At 38.2% G+C, this 20,993-nt stretch carries 17 protein-coding genes; 15 read left to right on the top strand and 2 right to left on the bottom strand.

Annotated features, from left to right (window positions below):
• The first annotated feature begins 354 nt into the window (after positions 1–354).
• The 4 genes from rpsB to frr all read left to right on the top strand — a co-directional run bounded on the left by rpsB (position 355) and on the right by frr (position 3,558).
• A complete protein-coding gene (gene rpsB / locus EF384_RS00970; protein WP_123779121.1) occupies positions 355–1,113 on the top strand; it encodes a 30S ribosomal protein S2 in 759 nt (252 codons plus the stop codon).
• A gap of 152 nt (positions 1,114–1,265) precedes the next feature.
• Positions 1,266–2,144 (top strand): translation elongation factor Ts, encoded by an 879-nt coding sequence (tsf, locus tag EF384_RS00965; RefSeq protein WP_123779120.1) that lies wholly within the window; start codon positions 1,266–1,268, stop codon positions 2,142–2,144.
• Between the two features lie 120 nt (positions 2,145–2,264).
• Positions 2,265–2,984 (top strand): UMP kinase, encoded by a 720-nt coding sequence (gene pyrH / locus EF384_RS00960; RefSeq protein WP_094517735.1) that lies wholly within the window; start codon positions 2,265–2,267, stop codon positions 2,982–2,984.
• 13 nt (positions 2,985–2,997) lie between these two features.
• Positions 2,998–3,558 carry a ribosome recycling factor gene (frr, locus tag EF384_RS00955; RefSeq protein WP_123779119.1) on the top strand — a complete coding sequence of 187 codons (561 nt, stop codon included), beginning with the start codon at positions 2,998–3,000 and terminating at the stop codon, positions 3,556–3,558.
• A 95-nt stretch (positions 3,559–3,653) separates the two neighbouring features.
• On the opposite strand, the gene EF384_RS00950 is transcribed toward frr, so the two are convergent.
• Together EF384_RS00950 and EF384_RS00945 are read right to left on the bottom strand one after the other, a co-directional pair.
• Positions 3,654–4,958 carry a sensor histidine kinase gene (locus tag EF384_RS00950; protein ID WP_123779201.1) on the bottom strand — a complete coding sequence of 435 codons (1,305 nt, stop codon included), beginning with the start codon at positions 4,956–4,958 and terminating at the stop codon, positions 3,654–3,656.
• 4 nt (positions 4,959–4,962) lie between these two features.
• Positions 4,963–5,676 carry a response regulator transcription factor gene (locus EF384_RS00945; RefSeq protein ID WP_123779118.1) on the bottom strand — a complete coding sequence of 238 codons (714 nt, stop codon included), beginning with the start codon at positions 5,674–5,676 and terminating at the stop codon, positions 4,963–4,965.
• A 218-nt stretch (positions 5,677–5,894) separates the two neighbouring features.
• Between EF384_RS00945 and EF384_RS00940 the strand changes: the two genes are divergently transcribed.
• From EF384_RS00940 to nusA, 11 genes are all read left to right on the top strand, one after another.
• On the top strand, positions 5,895–6,632 hold the full coding sequence (locus EF384_RS00940) for a polyphosphate polymerase domain-containing protein (protein WP_123779117.1): 738 nt from the start codon (positions 5,895–5,897) through the stop codon (positions 6,630–6,632).
• The gene (locus EF384_RS00935) at positions 6,622–7,299 is read left to right on the top strand and encodes a DUF4956 domain-containing protein (RefSeq protein ID WP_123779116.1); all 678 of its coding nucleotides are present in this window, start codon (positions 6,622–6,624) and stop codon (positions 7,297–7,299) included. The genes EF384_RS00940 and EF384_RS00935 overlap by 11 nt, the downstream gene beginning before the upstream one ends.
• Before the next feature lie 21 nt (positions 7,300–7,320).
• On the top strand, positions 7,321–9,204 hold the full coding sequence (locus EF384_RS00930) for a carbohydrate-binding domain-containing protein (RefSeq protein WP_233569992.1): 1,884 nt from the start codon (positions 7,321–7,323) through the stop codon (positions 9,202–9,204).
• Between the two features lie 176 nt (positions 9,205–9,380).
• Positions 9,381–10,127 (top strand): undecaprenyl pyrophosphate synthase, encoded by a 747-nt coding sequence (gene uppS / locus EF384_RS00925; protein ID WP_123779115.1) that lies wholly within the window; start codon positions 9,381–9,383, stop codon positions 10,125–10,127.
• A gap of 14 nt (positions 10,128–10,141) precedes the next feature.
• Positions 10,142–10,939, top strand: coding sequence for a phosphatidate cytidylyltransferase (locus EF384_RS00920; protein ID WP_123779114.1), 798 nt, complete (start codon positions 10,142–10,144; stop codon positions 10,937–10,939).
• A gap of 13 nt (positions 10,940–10,952) precedes the next feature.
• Complete coding sequence (gene rseP, locus EF384_RS00915) at positions 10,953–12,218, top strand: RIP metalloprotease RseP (protein WP_123779113.1); 1,266 nt, start codon at positions 10,953–10,955, stop codon at positions 12,216–12,218.
• A gap of 84 nt (positions 12,219–12,302) precedes the next feature.
• Positions 12,303–16,622 (top strand): PolC-type DNA polymerase III, encoded by a 4,320-nt coding sequence (locus EF384_RS00910; protein WP_123779112.1) that lies wholly within the window; start codon positions 12,303–12,305, stop codon positions 16,620–16,622.
• A gap of 225 nt (positions 16,623–16,847) precedes the next feature.
• Positions 16,848–18,323: a DUF1538 domain-containing protein gene (locus EF384_RS00905; RefSeq protein ID WP_123779111.1), complete on the top strand. Its 1,476-nt coding sequence runs from the start codon at positions 16,848–16,850 to the stop codon at positions 18,321–18,323.
• A 23-nt stretch (positions 18,324–18,346) separates the two neighbouring features.
• On the top strand, positions 18,347–19,006 hold the full coding sequence (locus EF384_RS00900; protein WP_123779110.1) for a P-II family nitrogen regulator: 660 nt from the start codon (positions 18,347–18,349) through the stop codon (positions 19,004–19,006).
• Between the two features lie 140 nt (positions 19,007–19,146).
• Positions 19,147–19,623 carry a ribosome maturation factor RimP gene (rimP, locus tag EF384_RS00895; protein ID WP_123779109.1) on the top strand — a complete coding sequence of 159 codons (477 nt, stop codon included), beginning with the start codon at positions 19,147–19,149 and terminating at the stop codon, positions 19,621–19,623.
• Positions 19,624–19,652: 29 nt separating this feature from the next.
• Positions 19,653–20,975 carry a transcription termination factor NusA gene (gene nusA / locus EF384_RS00890; RefSeq protein WP_123779108.1) on the top strand — a complete coding sequence of 441 codons (1,323 nt, stop codon included), beginning with the start codon at positions 19,653–19,655 and terminating at the stop codon, positions 20,973–20,975.
• The last annotated feature ends 18 nt before the right edge of the window (positions 20,976–20,993 follow it).

Here is a 20,993-nt window from a genome sequence, read left to right as displayed (position 1 = left end):
CAACCTTTTTTGTGTGGGTAATTGTAGATATATACAAACAATTTGGCGTTAAGCGGTTTTGCTCGCACGCTGAAAACGTGTTCCATAAGGCAAATCCATCGTCACTTCAGATTAGTTTGCGTCGCACTTCGCACGTCACGGCACTAATCTTCCAGTGTCTTGGATTTAAACGCCTTATGTCGCACTCTATAAAAAATAATGCTTGTCAAGACAGTAAAAAGGTGGTAATATGTCATAGTGTCATTTGACACATATTTCACACTTTGTGGATGGAATCGCGTGGTGCTAGGTTTTCTAGTGGCGAGACTTTGAAGCAAAGGCGGAAAAATTTAAAAACCAAATGGAGGAATTCACATGCCAGTTATTAGCATGAAACAATTATTAGAAGCTGGTGTTCATTTCGGACATCAAACACGTCGTTGGAACCCTAAAATGGATAAATACATCTTTACAGAACGTAACGGTATTTACATCATTGACTTACAAAAAACTGTAAAATTAGTTGACCAAGCATACAACGCTATGCGTGAATTAGCTAGTGGAGACGGTATCGCATTATTCGTAGGTACTAAAAAACAAGCACAAGACTCAATCGCTGACGAAGCGACTCGTGCAGGTCAATACTACGTTAATCACCGTTGGTTAGGTGGTACTTTAACTAACTGGGAAACAATCCAAAAACGTATCAAACATTTAAAACACATTAAAGAAATGGAAGTAGACGGTACTTTTGACGTTCTTCCTAAAAAAGAAGTTGTAGGCTTATTAAAAGAAAAAGAACGTCTAGAAAAATTCTTAGGCGGTATCGAAGATATGCCTCGCATCCCAGATGTTATGTTTGTTGTTGACCCTCGCAAAGAAAAAATTGCGATCCAAGAAGCACACAAATTAAACATCCCAGTTATCGCTATGGTTGATACTAACTGTGACCCTGATGAAGTAGATTTCGTTATTCCTTCAAACGATGACGCAATCCGTGCAATCAAATTGATCACTGGTGGTATGGCTGAAGCTATCCTTGAAGCTAAACAAGGCGCTCAAGATGCTCCTGAAGCAGAAGTAACTGCTGAAGACTTCAAAGGTGACGAAGTTTTAGACGAGGTTGCTGAATAAGCATTGCTATAGTTGAAGACATCTTCAATTAGTAGTAGAATAAATACAGTAGATGGCTGTCTGATTAAGTTTGTCTAAGCTATATTTGGCTTTCCTTCTTAGTTTAGATGGCCTTTTTTGAAAGAATGCATGCATTAGGAGGAAGAATTTAAATGGCAATTACTGCAAAACAAGTTAAAGAATTACGCGACCGTACAGGTGTAGGTATGATGGACGCTAAAAAAGCGTTAGTAGAAACTGATGGTGATATGGACAAAGCCGTAGATTTCCTACGTGAAAAAGGTATCTCTAAAGCAGCTAAAAAAGCTGACCGTATCGCAGCAGAAGGTTTAACTAAAGCTGTTGTTCGCGGAAATGAAGCTGTAATTGTAGAAATTAACTCTGAAACTGACTTCGTTGCTCGTAACGAACAATTCATCAACTTAATTGATACAGTTGCTTTTGCGTTAATCGACCAAAAACCAGCTACAGTTGAAGCTGCATTAACTGATGTAACTATCGAAGGTAAAGACTTAGATACATACATCAAAGAAAAAGCTGCAATCATCGGAGAAAAAATCTCTTTACGTCGCTTTGAAGTAGTTTCTAAAACTGATAGCCAAGAATTTGGTACTTACTCTCACCAAGGTGGACGTATTTCAGTATTAACTTTAATTGAAGGTAATAACCCAGAATTCGCTAGCATGGTATCTATGCACATCGGTGGTATGAAACCTCAATACCTAAACGAAGAAGCAGTACCAGCAGAAGTTTACGAACATGAAAAAGCTGTTCTAACTGAACAATCATTAAATGAAGGTAAACCAGCTGCAATCGTTGAAAAAATGATTACTGGTCGTTTACGTAAATTCTTCGCAGAAATCTGCCTAGTAGATCAAAAATACTTATTAGATGACAGCAAAACTGTTGCAGAAGTTGCAAAAGAAAACAATGCTGAAGTTAAAGGTTTCTTCCGTTACGAAGTCGGCGAAGGTATTGAAAAACGCCAAAACGACTTTGCAAGTGAAGTAGCTTCACAAATGGGTAAATAATCAAAAAACATCCCGAAATAACACTTTTTTGAATTTACTCAGTAAGAAGAAGTAATTTAGTGGGAATTTAAAAAGGTTGGGAAAGGTTTCTTTCTCAACCTTTTTAGTAAGGAGAACAAAATGACTCAACCTAAATATAAACGTATTGTTTTAAAACTTTCAGGTGAAGCTTTATCTGGTAACAATGGCTTTGGTATTGACCCAGAAACAATGAAAGGTATTGCCAAAGAAATCAAAGAGGTACATCGTTTAGGTGTACAAATTTCTATCGTCGTAGGTGGCGGTAATATCTGGCGCGGTAAAACTGGTGAAGAAATGGGCATGGAACGTGCACAAGCAGACTACATGGGTATGCTTGCAACCATTATGAACGCATTAGGTTTACAAGATGTTTTAGAAAACATTGGGGTACCTACTCGTGTGCAAACATCTATCGAAATGCGTCAAATTGCTGAACCATACATCCGTCGTCGTGCAGAACGTCATTTGGAAAAAGGTCGTGTAGTTATCTTTGCTGGTGGTACTGGTAACCCATACTTCTCAACAGATACTACAGCATCATTGCGTGCAGCGGAAATCAATGCAGATGTTATTTTAATGGCTAAAAACGGTGTTGATGGGGTTTATAACGATGACCCTCGTAAGAATGCTGAAGCTGTTAAATATGAAAAATTATCACATTTAGATGTCATCAACCAAAACTTACAAGTTATGGACACAACCGCTTCATCATTAAGCATGGACAACGATATTCCATTAGTAGTCTTCAACTTAAATGAAGAAGGAAATATTCGTCGTGTAGTGCTTGGTGAAGAAATCGGTACCACAATCGAAGGGTAAGGGAGTTAGAAAAATGGCTATTGATACTTTATTAAAAGACACTAAAGAACGTATGCAAAAATCTGAAGAAGCATTCACTCGTACATTAGGCCGTATCCGTGCTGGTGTAGCAAATGCCTCTTTATTAGATGGTATTACTGTAGAATACTACGGCGTGCCAACTGACTTACGTCAATTAGCAACAGTAACAATTCCAGAAGCAAGAATGTTACAAATTTCGCCATATGATAAATCATCATTGAACGATATTGACCGTGCATTACAACAATCTGACTTAGGTATTCCACCTACAAATGATGGTAGCGTAATCCGTTTAATCATTCCTGCTTTAACACAAGATCGTCGTAAAGAGTTAACCAAAACTGTTGGTAAAGACTTAGAAGAAGCAAAAATCGCAATCCGTAACATCCGTCGCGACGCGATTGATGAAGCGAAAAAAGCTGAAAAGAATAAAGAAATCACTGAAGATGATGTTCGTACATACGAAAGTGATATCCAAGACTTAACAAATGCATCTATCAAAAATGTAGAAGCAATTGCAGCTGAAAAAGAAAAAGAAATCATGAACGTTTAATCGTTCCAAGATTTGAATATCCAGACATTTGAAAAGACCCTGAGACATTTTTCGTCTCAGGGTCTTTTTGTATGCTTGTACGAAGTACATCAATGTTAATCATAGTTTTTGGATAAACGAATTTGGAAGCGAACGCCTTGTGGTGCGATATCTTGTGCACTGATTTGACCTTGATGATCTTCTACAATTTGTTTGGCAATTGCTAATCCTAGTCCGTAGCCGCCAGTATCACTTGCTCGTGAATGATCATCGCGGTAAAAACGTTCAAAAATACGCTCTTTATCCTCATCAGAAATACTTGCTCCTGTGTTTTCCACCTCAATATACCAATGTTTGTTGGTTGTACGTGAAATCACGTGGATTTGATCCCCAGCTTCAGTATATTTCAAGGCGTTATCTAAGAGAATAATCATTACTTGTCGAATTTTCTTTTGGTCAATTTTCACAATCGCTTTTGCCTCGTTGTCAGTAGTTAAGGTTTTACCAGCAACATTTGCTAACTCGAAGAATGGTTTCGTCACTTCATTGATAAAAGGGCCAATATCAGTCAAGGCTAAATCTAGCGTTTGCTCATTGGCATCACTACGCGCAATTGTTAATAGATCCGTCGTTAATCCGGTTAAGCGACGGGTCTCATTCAAGGCTTGGGCAATATTTTCTGATTCATCTATCACAGTATGATTGGGATGTGTAAACATGTTTTCCAAGCTATTTTGAATAATCGTCAAAGGGGTACGCAACTCATGAGATGCATTTTCGACGAAGGCTTGTTGTTTTCGCCATGCTTTCATAATAGGTTTCATATTTTGTTGTGTTAAATAATAGGAAATTGCAATCGACACTAACCAGAAAAAAACTAAAGATAAGATCAAAATACGTTTAAAATTAGTGGTCGCTGACTCAATTTGATTGGTGTTAGCCAGAATAGTTACATATGCCACATCACTAGTATTCGTCGGTGCTTCAATTGTAATCGTTTGAAAATTTAAAATATCACTATTACTATCTGTTAGTTCAACATGATGAATTTCATTTATTTGGCTAGTATCCAGTTCAAGAGTCGTAATTTGGTTATATAAATCACCTAAGGCTTCTTGATTTAGAATAGTGCCATCTTCGTTCCACAGAATAATTTGACTGTTAAAACGATTTAGCCCTGGTCGATTGGGCGGTCCTTCGGGGTTAATAGTATTTTGTGTGTTACTCGTACTGTCTATTTCCTCCCGAATCAACTGCGTATCTTCGGCTATATTTTGCAGGGAGATGTTGGTTTCCGAATAAGCTGTGATATTCAGGATTTGCATCACAATGATACCTAGGGCGATAAAAATGATAGCAAAAGCACCAATATTACTGAAAAAATATCGAATACGTTGCTTACGATTTTCATCGACACGAATTTTTTTAGCCATTTGCAGTCACCTCAATGACATCATCAGGATTCTCAGCCATGATATAACCAACATTACGTAAGGTTTTGATTGCTTTATCCAATCCTGCCACCTTTAAATGTTTCCGCAAGTTTGACATATACACCTCGACAACTGTGATGCCAGTTTCTGAATTAAAACCCCAAATCCGGTCAAATATTTGTTCCTTGGTTAAAATAATGCCCTTGTTTTGAATTAAATAGGCTAAGAGTTCAAATTCTTTACCTTGTATATTGATATCATTATCAGCAAAACTAACGGTATGCTGGTTTAAATTCAAGCTAAGAGGACCATATTTTAAACTATTATCGTTAAACAAACCAAGACTTCTACGCAAGAGTGCTTGAATACGTAGTAAAAGTTCCTCTCTATAGAAGGGTTTGGTTAAATAATCATCCGCGCCATTTTGGAAACCTTCTACTTTATCCTCTAAACCATCTTTGGCCGTTAATATCAGGACGGGTGTCTCAATGCCTGCTTGACGCGTTTTGGCTAATACTTCATAACCATTTAAGCCAGGTAACATTAAATCCAGAATAATTAAATCATAAATACCTGAACTCGCTTCAAAATGGCCTTCATCACCATCATAGACTTGGTGAAGCTTAACTTGGTCGATTTCCTGACAAATTTTTTTGATATTATCTGACAGTGTTTTGTCATCTTCTACTATTAATATGTTGATCACGGGATTCACCTTCTTTTATGTGTTTTATTGTTATTAGGATACCATGTAAAACTGAAAGCTAGCTTAAAAAATAAGAGAATAGCAATAATTTTCAAGTTTTTTTGCCAAATCTGATTATTTTTTTCTACCTTTAAGCTTGGTTTAAGTTAAGCCAAGTATATTAATAGCATACCAAGTGGCCAAGCAATAAGGCGACTGAGATAGAGGAGGAAAACACGATGAAACTAAAAAATGTTTTTCAACGTAAAGAAACCAAATATATATTAGACGAAGAAAAATTCCATGCCTTCTTCCATGACTTACAGGAAGAAATGCAGGTGGATGAATATGGTCAGCATACTATCTTATCATTGTATTTTGATACCGATGATTTTCAATTGATCCGCAAATCTATGGATAAACCAGTATATAAAGAAAAATTCCGAATTCGCGCTTATGGGGTTCCATGCGAAGGGTCAATGATTTTCTTAGAAATTAAGAAAAAAGTGCAAGGGATTGTATATAAAAGACGTGTGCCCATGCAATATGAAGAATATGTCCATTGGTTAGAAACTGGAGAATTTCCAGTACACACAGGTAACGTCACATCCATTTCAAAACAAATTGAAGAGGAAATTACCTGGTTATTCAAACAAAATAAAAACTTACAACCGAAAGTACTCATTGCCTATGACCGCGTATCACTATTTGATAAAGAAGACGGTGAATTCCGAGTAACCTTTGACCAAAACATACGTTACCGTAACGACCATTTAGCACTTGTTCAAGGTGACGTTGGCGAACCGGTAGCCCCAGGTCTGGGTATTCTAATGGAAGTGAAGGCACTCGGCGCCTACCCATTATGGTTTGTAGCTTTGTTAGATAAATACGAAATCCGCAAATCAAGCTTCTCAAAATATGCCGAAACATACGAACGTCACTTATTCAAACAGGAGGATATTATTCATGTTCACTAGTCTTTTTTCAGGCGACACAGCCAACTTAGTCTTTAGCGATTTAATCATCACAGCCATTGTTTCGATGGTATTAGGTATTTTGGTAGCCATTGTTTACATGTACAAAAATACTTACACGAAAAATTTCGTTATTACCTTAGCAGTTTTACCAATCCTAGTACAAACGGTCATCATGTTGGTGAACGGTAACTTAGGAACAGGGGTAGCCATCTTAGGTGCCTTCTCCCTAATTCGATTCCGGTCAGTACCAGGTGGATCACGTGAAATTGCTTCTGTATTCTGGGCAATGGGTGTTGGTTTAGCAACAGGAATGGGTTATGTAACCTATGTAGCTGTATTCTCAGCACTAGTCGCTATTTTCTTACTAGTTCTTTATACCTTACCATTCGGTGAACATGCGAAAACGGCGGAACGTGAATTAAAAGTTACAATTCCAGAAGATTTAGATTATCCTGATTTATTTGACGATATCTTTGAGAAATATACCCAATCAGCATCGTTAGACAACGTCCGTACAACAACTATGGGTAGCCTATACGAATTACGGTACAAACTTGTTTTGAAAGATATTAAGCAAGAAAAAGCCTTAATCGATGAAGTGCGTGTTCGTAACGGCAATCTACCTGTAATTTTGGGTAAAGTTGCAACAGCTGCAGACCAACTATAGACTAGCTTAAAAGGAGCAAATATGATGAATATACATAAACAAACAGGAAAAATATTAATGCCAATTTTGGTATCAGGTCTCTTATTAGGGGCTTGTGGCCAAGTTGCTGAGAGCCAAGCCTCGGCAAGTACATCTAGTTCAAGTGAAACAACGGCTGCAACAGCAAGTTCAGCTACTGATGCAAGTGGTGATACAACTACTTCAACATATGGTACCTATGAAGAGGAAGATTTAGAAACAACATACGATGAGGCTGAAGCAGTCACCATAAATTTATCGGATGATGGTACGGAGGCTAGTGATGGTGTAACTGTTGATGGTTCAACAGTAACGATTACCCAAGCAGGTACATACGTCATTAACGGATCGCTTTCTGACGGTCAATTGCAGGTTTCTGTTGGTGCAGAGGATAAAGTTCATATTATTTTAAATGGTGTCACAATCAATAATAACGATGGTGCAGCCATTAATATCACTGAAGGTGAAAAAGTGATTACAACTTTAGCTTCAGGTACTGAGAATACTTTAACTGATGGATCAAGTTACACTTTAGCAACAGATGAAACAGAACCGGATGCAACCTTCTATTCAAAAGCTGATTTAGTCATCAATGGTGATGGTAAATTAGTAATTGAAGGGAACTACTCAAATGGTATCCGCTCTAAGGACGATTTGATCTTGGTTTCCGGTGAATATGACATCACAGCAGTCAACAATGGTATCAAAGCTAAGGATAATTTATCTATCTTAGATGGTACATATACTGTAACAACCAGCGAAGGTGACGGTTTACAAGCCGATAATGAAGATGAAGCTGATTTAGGTAACGTATATATCGACGGTGGTAGCTTTACGATTAACGCTGGCCGCGATGGGGTTCAAGCCATCAGTAACTTAATGGTTCAAAATGCAGAAATGACGATTACAACTGCCGATGGTGCTAGTTCAACTTCTGTTGATACAGCCGAATCATACAAAGGGCTAAAATCAACAGGGGCAATTGAAATTGCTTCCGGTACAATCAACATTGATTCAGCTGACGACGCCATCCACGCAAATGCAACTATTAGCGTTTTAGGTGGTACCATTAATGCAGCATCAGGTGATGATGGTATGCATGCAGATACAAACCTTAGCATTTCTGGTGGTACAGTCGATATTCAACAATCTTATGAAGGTTTAGAGTCTTCAATTATCGATATTGCAGGCGGTGAAATTAACGTTGTGGCTAGTGATGATGGTTTGAATGCCGGTGGTGGTTCAGATACGGAAACAACGACAGGAACTTTTGGCGCTGATAGCTTTGGCGGCCAAATGGGCGGTGGAATGGAAGCCGATGAATCTAAAGAACTAAATATTAGTGGTGGTACCTTAATTGTAGATTCAGAAGGTGATGGTCTTGATTCAAATGGGATTATTACCATGACTGACGGGTTAGTTATCGTGAATGGTACAACAAGTGGTGGTAATGGGTCATTAGACTATGGATCATCATTTGATTTAAGTGGCGGTACTTTAGTAGCCACTGGTACATCAGACATGGCACAAAATGCTTCAACAGCAAGTCAAACTTCTGTAGGTATCACATATGATACTACCCAAGAAGCAGGTACTTTAGTAAGCCTTGTGGATGCAGACGGTAATACTGTCTTCTCATTCAGTCCAACGAAAACTTATAGCCACGTGGTAATATCAACTGCTGACTTAGCTACAGGTGATTACACCTTAGTATCTGGCGGTACAAATGATGGTACAGAATCAAATGGTTACTATACAGATGGTAGTGTCAGTGGAGGTACTGAACTAGCTACATTAAGTATCACAGATACTATTACAAACTTAACTTCAACAGGTGAAACTGCTACTGCAACAGGCATGATGGGTGGTGGCGGACCACAATTTTAATTCAGACCAAATAAACCAATTTCTACACGACAGCAGGCTTGACCACCTGCTGTTTTTTGTCATTTTCATAATGTTTTACCATTGAAGCATGAATATTATCCTAAGAAGGGTGATTAGTATAGGTTTTTGCCCTTATTTTTGTTACAATTATTTAGAATTACAAATGGAGGTTCGAAATGGTAGAAGAACGAAAATATGATCCATCTTTACCTGTACCTAATCATGTAGCTGTCATTATGGATGGTAATGGCCGTTGGGCTCAAGAGCGTGGTTTAAAGCGTACGGATGGACATTCAGAGGGCTTGAAAGCCTTAAAACGTGTAGTTATTGCAGCACACAAAATGGGGATTAAAGTGTTAACTGCATATGCATTTTCAACTGAAAATTGGAAACGTCCACTTTCTGAAGTCAATTATTTGATGAGTTTACCTAAAGTATTAAATGATGAAATTTTACCAGATTTAATTGAAAATAATGTACAAGTCCGTTTAAGTGGTTCTTTTGAACAAGTGCCTATGGGGACAAAAAAATATATTCAAAATGCAATGGATAAAACAAAAGACAATACTGGCTTAATCCTAAACATTGCCTTCAACTATGGTTCACGTGACGAAATAACCAAAGGTGTTCGTGAAATTGCACAGGCTGTGGCAGATGGTGCGTTACGTGTCAAAGATATTAATGAAGACACGATTTCTAATCATTTATATACAGCACAGTTGGGTGAATTTGCAGATCCAGACTTGATGATTCGTTCAAGTGGTGAGGTTCGTTTATCTAACTATTTATTATGGCAATTGGCTTATAGTGAAATGATTTTTACGGAAACAAAATGGCCAGACTTTGACGAGGCTGTTATGCAAGCTTGCATTGGCGAATTCCAACATCGGAACCGTCGTTTTGGGAAAATAGATTCAAAATAGAAAGAGGGATTTTTATGACACAAAGAGTGATCACAGCCGTTGTGGCGCTAGCAGTTTTCATCCCCCTTTTATTAATTGGCGGACATCCGTTTGATTTAATGATTGCAATCATAGCCGTAATTGCCTTCCGGGAAATCTTGCAAATGGCACATATTCCATTCTTTTCTTGGCAAGGAATCGTGGGTGTACTGACGATGGCGTTCCAATTATTGCCATCGTATTACTTAGCACTTTTTCCACAAGAAATAGATTTTATGACCTTATATTTTGCAGGTGTAGCAGTGCTGTTAATGATTATGGTATTTAAACCGGAAAGCGTAAATTTTGAAACAGTTGGCGTGATTAGTTTGGCTGCCGTTTATGTGGGGCGCGGCTTTCACCTATTGATTGAAACACGTATTTTAGGTTTACTACCGGTCCTATACATCCTCTTGATTATTGGGGGGAATGATACCTTTGCTTATCTAGTAGGGCGAAGAATTGGTCGCACACCATTAGCGCCAAAGATTTCACCAAATAAAACAATTGAAGGCTCTGTAGGGGGAATTGTAGGTGCTTTTGTTTGCACTAGTATTGTGTTATACTTCAGCAACCCATTTGGTCTATCAATTTTTGATAACGTGGTTTTAGCCATTGTCTTAGGTTTAACTGGGCAATTAGGAGACTTAGTGGAGTCTGCCATGAAACGTCATTACCAAGTGAAAGATTCCGGCAATATTATGCCAGGACACGGTGGCTTCTTAGATCGATTTGATAGCCTATTATTAGTATTACCAATTTTTTATTTCCTTATTCCATTTTTAGGCAATTAGATAGGAGTAGCACATGACAAGTATTATCGCTTTTATACTAATCTTTTCAATTATTGTCATCGTCCATGAATTTGGACATTATTATTTTGCAAAAAAAGCGGGCATTCTTGTTCGCGAGTTTTCAATCGGCATGGGTCCAAAAATTTACCATTATGAAGCCGAAGAAACTACCTATACACTACGCATGCTACCAATCGGTGGTTATGTCCGTATGGCTGGTTTAGAAGAAATGGCAGACACCATCACCAAAGGGATGCAAGTGGTCATTGAACAAGACACAGAAGGTATTGTTCAAACAATTTCCTTAGAAAATGAAGGTCAAAATTTCAATGGTCTACCACTTGAAGTGTGGGAAGCAGATCTAGAAAATGAGATGTTTATTGAAGGAATTCCTTATGGTGGTTCTGAACGTGTTCGCTACAGTGTATCGAAACAAGCCAATATCGTTGAATCAGACGGTACGATTGTAAAAGTAGCACCACGCGAACGCCAATTCCAATCAGCTACAATTTGGCAACGTCTAATTGTGAATTTTGCGGGACCAATGAACAACTTTATTTTAGGGATTATCGCTTTTATCCTACTTGCTTTCATGCAAGGTGGGGTTTGGTCAAATGAACCAATTATTGGTGAAATTCAAGCAGATAGTGTAGCACAAGTTGCCGGTTTACAAACTGGTGATGAAGTCGTTGCTATCAATGGTGAAGCTGTTGATTCATTTGCAGAACTTCAATCAACTATTCAAAGTAATCCAGATACAGCATTAACCTTCGAAGTAAATCGTGATGGGGCAACTGAAGAAATTACGGTAACCCCTGAAGCGACAACTGTGGATTCTGGCGAAACAGTGGGCTTAATTGGTGTACAACGTTCACAAGATACGTCATTTTTAGCGAAAATTGCTTATGGTTTTACGACTACTTGGTCAATGATGACTGGTATTTTCTCAGTAATTGCAGGTATGTTTAAAACTGGTTTTGACATCAATAACTTTGGTGGTCCAGTGTATATGTATCAAACAACCTCTGAAGTGGTATCCTTTGGTTTAGTCGGTATTATTTCATGGTTAGCTTCATTGAGTATTAACTTAGGAATTGTGAACCTGTTACCTGTACCAGCACTTGATGGCGGAAAAATCGTCCTAAATCTGGTAGAATTAGTGCGAGGCAAACCATTACAAGCCAAAACAGAAGGCATGATTAATATTGTGGGTGCAGTCTTAGTGTTAATCCTAATGATTGCAGTAACCTGGAATGACATTATGCGCATGTTTGGCTAGTTAGTGTTACATTATAAATAGATTTGTATAAAAGGCCATTGCTATGGCCTTTTATTGTTCAATATACAGAAAGGAAACTTGACGATGTCAGAATCAAAAGAAGGATTATTTCAAGCCTTACTAGGGCAAATACAATGGACATCCGACGATCCGCTTGTACAAGCAGGCTGGTTAGAAGATGTGATTGTGCATACAAAGTCACGGTTGTGGCAATTTAAAATTGGTTTTCCGAATCGTCTGAGTGCGGCAACATTATTAACTTTCGAGGATCATTTAAGAAAAGGCTTCAATCATATTGGTGCGGTAGATTTTTCTTTTCACATTACAGATGAATCTAAACCAAGCAGTGAAGAGGTCCTAGATTATTGGCCGATTGTGATTAGCCGTTCTGGTATTTCAAGTGGTGTAGCAAAATCCATTTTTGAAGGTCAGTTACCGACATTCGAAAATGACCGCTATATCATTCGCGTTGATAATGCGACGATGAAACAATTTATTCAAGACAATTACATTGAAACAATTAAACAAAATTATATGGTCTTAGGTTTCTATAAGGTGCCATTTGATATTGTAGTGGACGAAGAAACGGCTAAAGATCGTCGTGACGTCTTTACTGAACGTGCCAATAATTTGGCAGAGAAACAGCAAGAAATGGCAAAACTTGCCGTTGAAAAACAACAAGAAATGGCCAATGCAGAAAGCAACGGACCTGTCATCAAAGTAGACAAGATTCAATTAGGGAAACATATCCCAGTGGATGATAAGTTACGTCCAATGAATACATATGTGGAAGAACAACGTTTTGTATCAATGGAAGGTGTCGTTTTTGAAGTTGAAATTAAAATTTTAAAAACAGGTCGTCGTATATTAAATGCGAAGATTTCTGATTATACATCTGCTTTCCTAATTCAAATGTTCTCTCGTAATGATGAAGATATCGCGATTTTTGACGCCATTCGTAAAGGTATGTGGTTACGCGTTCGTGGTGACCTACAAATGGATGACCGTTTCGCTCGTGATCTAGTCTTAAATGTACGTGATTTAGAAGAAATTCAAAAAGAAAAACGTAAAGATACAGCACCTGAAAAACGTGTGGAATTACACGTTCATTCTAATATGTCGATGCTAGATGCAACGAACGGTATTGCGGACTTCGCAAATCTGGCTGCTTCATGGGGACACCAAGCAATTGCCATTACGGACCATGCTACATTACAAGCATATCCTGAAGCATCAGGCGTAGCTAAATCAACAGGTATTAAAATGTTGTACGGGGTTGAAGCCAACGTTGTGGATGATGGGGTAAATATTGCTTACAACCCGCAACATATTGAATTAAAAGAAGCTACATATGTTGTATTTGACGTGGAAACGACAGGGTTATCCGCTGTTTACGATAATATTATCGAATTAGCAGCAGTGAAAATGCAAAATGGTAATGTCATTGACCAGTTTGAAGAATTTATTAATCCAGGTCGACCATTGTCAGCTACTATTATCGAATTAACGAGTATTACAGATGCTATGTTAGCCAATACACGTACGGAAGCTGAAGTTTTAACTGATTTTAGAGAATGGGTTGGCGACGCGATTTTAGTAGCCCATAATGCGAGCTTCGATATGGGCTTTATCAATACAGCCTATAAACGACTTGGTTTTGGCGAAGCACCGAATGCCGTTATTGATACCTTGGAGTTATCTCGTTTCTTGCATCCACAATTGAAATCACATCGTTTGAATACCCTAGCAAAACGCTATAATGTCGGACTAGAACAACATCACCGTGCCGTTTATGATGCGGAGACGACAGGAGCCTTGGCTTGGATCTTTATTAAAGAGGCTGCAGCTGACCATGATATTCATTTTCACGATGAGATCAATAAAGATGTTGGTAAAGGAGATGCCTATAAACAAGGACGTCCTTTCCATGCGATTTTATTAGCCAAGAACCAAACAGGTTTGAAAGACTTATTTAAACTTGTTTCAGCATCTAATATTGATTATTACTACCGCGTACCGCGTATTCCTAGATCATTATTATCTGCCCACCGTGAGCACTTATTAATTGGTTCAGCATGTTCGGGTGGAGAAGTTTTTGAAGCCTTAATGCAAAAAGGTAAAGTTGAAGCTGAGAAAAAAGCAGCCTTTTACGACTACCTGGAATTGCAACCAAAAGCCGTATATCAACCATTGATTCAAGACGAATTGATTCAAGACGAAGCGACACTAGAAAAAATTATGCGTGACATGTTAGATATCGGCCAAACACTGGATAAACCAGTTGTCGCAACCGGTGACGTGCATTATTTAAATCCGGAAGATAAGATTTACCGTGAAATTCTAATTAATTCGATTAAATCAAATCGGACGAAATATTTCCCAGAAGCGCATTTACGTTCAACTGATGAAATGCTTGCTGATTTCGCCTTCTTAGGTGAAGAAAAAGCTTATGAAATTGTGGTGAAAAATACCAACGCCATTGCGGACAGTATTGAATTTATCGAGCCGTTAAAAGATAAATTATATACACCAACAATTGAAGGGGCAGAACAAGAATTAACCGATATGTCTTATGCCAAAGCCCATGAAATTTACGGTGAGGAATTACCTGAAATTGTAGAAGCGCGTTTGGAAAAAGAATTAAAATCAATCATTTCAAACGGTTTCTCCGTTATCTATTTGATTTCACAAAAATTGGTTAAAAAATCAAATGACGACGGTTATATCGTTGGTTCCCGTGGTTCCGTAGGTTCATCTTTCGTTGCAACCATGTCAGGGATTACTGAGGTAAACCCGTTAGCACCGCACTATGTCTGCCCTGATTGTCATTACAGCCAATTCTTTACGGATGGGTCTGTGGGTTCAGGATTCGACTTAGAGGACAAAGCTTGTCCACAATGTGGCGCTATGATGGACAAAGATGGCCAAGATATTCCTTTCGAAACCTTCCTTGGATTCAAGGGTGACAAGGTACCCGATATCGATTTGAACTTCTCAGGAGAATATCAATCACGTGCCCATGCATATACTAAAGTGCTGTTCGGTGAAGACCACGTATTCCGTGCGGGTACAATCGGTACCGTAGCGGATAAGACAGCCTTTGGTTATGTGATTGGTTACGACCAAGATAAGAACTTAAACCTACGTAAAACAGAGAAGGAATTTTTAGCAAAAGGTGCTACTGGTGTGAAAAGAACGACCGGTCAGCATCCAGGGGGTATCATTGTTATTCCAGAAAATATGGACGTATATGACTTTACCCCAATCCAATACCCAGCGGATGACGTGGAATCAGAATGGAAAACGACGCACTTTGATTTCCATTCCATCCATGATAACGTCTTGAAACTGGATATTCTGGGACACGATGACCCGACCATGATCCGTAAACTGCAGGACCTTTCTGGTATCAAGCCAACAGATATTCCAACAGATGATCCGGAAGTATATGAACTATTCAACGGGACTGAGGTATTAGGTGTTACACCTGAACAAATTTATTCCAATACTGGTACATTGGGTATTCCCGAATTTGGGACACGTTTTACCCGTCAAATGCTAGAAGCAACGAAACCATCTACATTTGCGGAGTTGCTACAGATCTCTGGATTATCTCACGGTACCGACGTTTGGTTGGGTAACGCAGAAGTGCTTGTCCGTGAAAAAGGCTTGCCATTAAGTGAAGTTATCGGTTGTCGTGACGACATCATGGTTTATTTAATCCATAAAGGTTTACCAGAGTCTGACGCTTTCCAAATTATGGAAAAAGTGCGTAAAGGTAAAGGATTATCGGATGAACATAAAGCCATTATGCGTGAATACGATGTGCCAGAATGGTATATGGAATCATGTCAAAAAATCAAATACATGTTCCCGAAAGCTCATGCAGCGGCATACGTATTGAACGCCATGCGTGTAGCTTGGTTTAAAGTGAAACATCCGATTTGGTATTATTGTGCATACTTATCTGTACGTGCATCAGACTTTGATTTGGTTTCAATGTCAAATGGACTTGAATCAACCAAAGCGAAAATTAATGAAATTAATGGTAAAGGGTTAGAAGCATCTACCAAAGAAAAACAATTATTAACTGTATTAGAAATTGTCAATGAACTTTGGGAACGTGGCTTTACCTTGAAAATGGTAGATATTAATAAATCAGATGCAACTGAATTTGTCATTGAAGATGACAAAACATTAATTGCGCCATTTAGAGCCATCGATGGACTTGGTATCAATGTGGCCAAATCTATCGTTGCAGCACGTGAAGAATCACCATTCTTATCTAAAGAAGATTTACAAACACGTGGTAAAGTATCGAAATCAATTATTGAATACATGACTGAAAACCATGTACTTGATGGGTTACCTGATCAAAACCAATTATCATTATTCGATTTTTAATATGTAAGTATTTAAAAATGGCTGGGATTTTTATCCTAGCCATTTTTTTTGTAAAAAGAGATAAACTTTGAGGAAAAATACAGATTATGTTAACATGAATTTAAAAGTTTATCACTTTTATGATAATGAAGGAATAGACCTTCATTCAATAAAACAAACAAGCCAACATTTTGATTAAATGCCTGACTTGTTTTTTTTAGACTTATTTTGCAAAGGAGGAATTAGATGCAGCTTTTAAAAGATAAATTTAAAGAAGTATTGTCATCTGTCATGCCCATCGTTGCGCTAGTTGTCATACTCGCCTTAACGATTGTTGATGTACCAGGCGATGTAATGGCGCGGTTCGGTATAGGATCAGTATTGTTAATTCTAGGACTAACGATATTCCTATTTGGGGTTGATATAGGTATGGAACCAATAGGGGATTATTTAGGGCATTCGATTATCCGAGCGTCATCCCATTTTATGGTCTTGTTATTAACTTTCCTAATTGGTTTTTCCATTACCGTAGCAGAACCTGACCTACTCATTTTAGGTCAGCAAATATCAGATGCCACAGGTGGCGCAATAGGTGCCCAATTTATTGTGTTTGTAGTATCAATTGGGGTAGGGATTATGATTGCCTTAGGTGTGTATCGTGTCATGAAGGATATAGCCTTAAAATGGTTCTTCTTGATTGTGTACGGGCTGATATTTATCTTGACCCTATTTGCAGATTCAACGTTCTTAGCCATGGCATTTGATGCTTCTGGTGCGACCACGGGTGCATTGACGACGCCATTTATTTTAGCCTTAGGAGCCAGTGTATCATCACGTAAGGGTGGTAAAGGTGCCGAAGATGACTCATTCGGTTTAGTTGGTGCCATGTCAACGGGGCCAATTATTGCTGTGCTGTTAATGGCTATTATCCAACAAACAAAAATTCAAGATTTCAGTCAAGAGTATCAATATGCAAAAGGAATCTTCGCACCATTTATCCGTAACATGAAGCATACCTTCCAAGAATCCTTATTTGCCTTAATTCCAATTTTGATTTTATTTGCAATCGTGTATTTAATTCAAAAACGCTTATCCCAAATGGAACTGATTCGAATTATGGTAGGTATCGTATATGTTCTCATCGGATTGACCTTATTCTTAGTCGGTGTAAACCAAGGATTTATGGATATGGGTCGCTATTTAGCAACTGAGTTAGCTACAAATTACCAAAGTTTACTGCCATGGATTGGCCTTGTCATGGGTCTGGTTGTTGTTTTAGCAGAACCAGCCGTCCATGTATTAGGTGATCAAGTGGAAGAGGTAACGGGTGGACATATTCCGAATAAGTTGCTACTATTTGCCTTATCAATTGGTGTAGGCTTAGCGGTAGCTTTATCGATGGTCCGCATTATGGTGCCAAGTGTTGAATTATGGCATTTTTTATTACCAGGATTTGGCTTATCTATTTTATTAAGCTTCTTCGTGCCAAATCTATTTACGGGTATCGCATTTGATGCTGGTGGAGTGGCATCTGGCCCAATGACGGCTACCTTTATCTTGGCCTTTGCACAAGGGGTAGCGGCCACATTACCACAAGCTGATGTATTAGTTGACGGTTTTGGTATTATCGCCACCGTCGCTATGGCCCCAGTTTTAATGATTCAATTAATTGGCTTGTTCTATAAATTACGTGTGAAAAACAATCAAGCCCTGGATGAATAGAATAGTATAGGAGGAATGATTGCATGACAATACAATCACAACCGGTCGCATTCTTTGCCATTCTAAACCATGGCTACGGGAATAAGGCCTTAAAAATTGCGAAATCCCACGGAACTAGTGGTGGTACTTTGGTACTTTGTGAAGGAACCGTTTCAAACCGCTTTTTACAGTTGATGGGATTAGATGAATCTAAAAAAGAATTATTAATCACGCTAGTACCGAAAGAGAAAGAAGATGAAATCCATCGTGCAGTTGTTGATGGACTAAATCTGAATAAAAAAGGTAGAGGAATATTATTTTCTAGCGATACTTCAAGTGTTTATGGTAGTCGGTTATATCATCACGATTTTGAGGAGAATGAGCAAACAATGGGGAATTATCAATTATTAGTAACAATTGTATATAGAGATAAAGGCGATGAAGTAGTAGACGCAGCACGTCATGCGGGTGCTAAAGGTGCTACCATTCTACATGGTAGAGGGATTGGTACCGCGGAAATTTCAAAATTATTCTATATTGAAATGCAACCAGAAAAAGAAGTTGTGCTATTGGTCGTTGAATCAGAAAAAGTTGATCATATTGCGAACGTAATTAAAGAAGAATTGCAATTAGATTTACCTGGTAAGGGTGTTACATTCTCAATTCCGGTAAATGCGGTAAGTGGATTAGTCCAAGACTTGTAAAATCCCGTGCTAGCAACAATTATTGCGAAGCCTAGTGAAATATGTTATACTGTAACAGTAGAGAGAAAGACAGTGGTGGAGTGAGCGGTGACGCTCACTTTTTTCATGGTAAAAAGTAATTGCAAAAAGTGAGGGGAAATATGGCTAAAGTAACTGATCAAATGGAAGAGATTGTGAAACCCGTAATAGAAGGCTTAGGATTTAAATTATTTGATATAGAATTTGTCAAAGAAGGTAAATCTTGGTTTCTAAGAATTTATGTGGATAGACCAGGTGGCGGTATCACTATTGAGGATTGTGTGTTAGTAAGTGAACACATTTCTGAGACTGTTGACCAGTTAGAAACTGATCCAATCCCACAAGCATATTACTTGGAAGTCTCATCTCCAGGTGCAGAACGCCCATTGAAAGATGCGGACGATGTTCAAGCTGCAATTGGTGAATGGGTATTCTTGTCATTCTATCAAGCCGTAGATGGTCAAAAAAATATTCAAGGCCGTTTAAAAGCTGTTGAAGATGATGAATATGTCATTGAAACAAAAGTTAAAACACGTCTTAAAGATATTACTGTTTCAAAAACAAACGTGTCTTTAATCAGATTGGCTATTGAATTTTAATTGAAATCATTGTGAAAGAAGGAATATAGATGAGTAAAGAAATGTTAAGAGCCTTCGAGGTGCTTGAAGAAGAGAAAGGTATCTCTAAAGATGTCATTCTTGAAGCGTTAGAGGCTGCCTTAGTTTCTGCATATAAACGTAATTACCAACAAGCGCAAAATGTTGAAGTACATTTTGATGACAAAAAAGGTGATATCAAAGTTTTTGCGGTCAAAGAAGTAGTGGAATTAGTCATGGACTCTCAATTAGAAGTATCTATTGAAGATGCACATGAAATGAATAAAGCTTACGAAGTTGGCGACAAAATCAAATTTGAAGTAACGCCTAAAGACTTTGGTCGTATTGCTGCACAAACTGCAAAACAAGTAATTATGCAACGTGTACGTGAAGCTGAACGTTTAATCATTTATAATGAATATATTGACTATGAAGATGATATTTTAACAGGTATCGTTGAACGTCAAGACCGTCGTTATGTATATGTTAGCTTAGGTAAAATTGAAGCGGTTATCCCACCAGAAGGTCAAATTCCAAACGAAACATTCCAACCACACGAACGTGTGCAAGTGTATGTTGAACGTGTAGAAAATACGACTAAGGGACCACAAGTATACGTGAGCCGTAGCCACCCAAGCTTGTTGAAACGTTTGTTTGAACAAGAAGTACCTGAAATCTTTGATGGTACAGTTGAAATTAAAGCTATCGCACGTGAAGCTGGTGACCGTTCTAAAGTTGCAGTAGTTTCAAATGACGCCAACATCGATGCTGTTGGTACTTGTGTTGGTCCACGTGGTACTCGTGTTCAACGTATTGTAGATGAATTAAAAGGCGAAAACATGGACATTGTACAATGGTCTGATGATACAGCTACATTCATTTCAAATGCCTTGAATCCTGCAGATGTTTTATCAGTACATTTTGTACCAAATGAAACATCATGTGTGGTTGTTGTACCTGAAAACCACTTATCACTAGCAATTGGTAAACGTGGTCAAAATGCACGTCTTGCTGCTAAATTAACAAACCACAAAATTGATATCAAATCTGAAGCTGACTTCGAAGCTTACAAATTAACTGAAGAATATGCAATTCGTTTTGGCGAAAAAGCAGCATCAGTTGAAGATGAAGAAGTTGAAATCGCTGATGATGCCGCAGCTGTTGAAGAATATGTTGCGCTAACTGAATCAGTTGATGAAATTACTGAAGAAGATCAAATCGCTTTAGATGATATCGACGAAGGAAACTTCGACGCAGAAACATTTGAATCAGAAATTGATGCAATTGAAGGCGACGATGAAATTTTATTCGGTGAAGAATTAGACCAACAAGAACGTTTAAACGAAGAACGTTAAGATTAGGTGGTGTGAAAC

Origin of the sequence: Aerococcus agrisoli (assembly GCF_003797145.1) — a bacterium.
Lineage (GTDB): Bacteria > Bacillota > Bacilli > Lactobacillales > Aerococcaceae > Aerococcus > Aerococcus agrisoli.
Note: the sequence above shows the minus strand (reverse complement) of the source record. Positions and strands in the feature narration are given on the sequence as shown.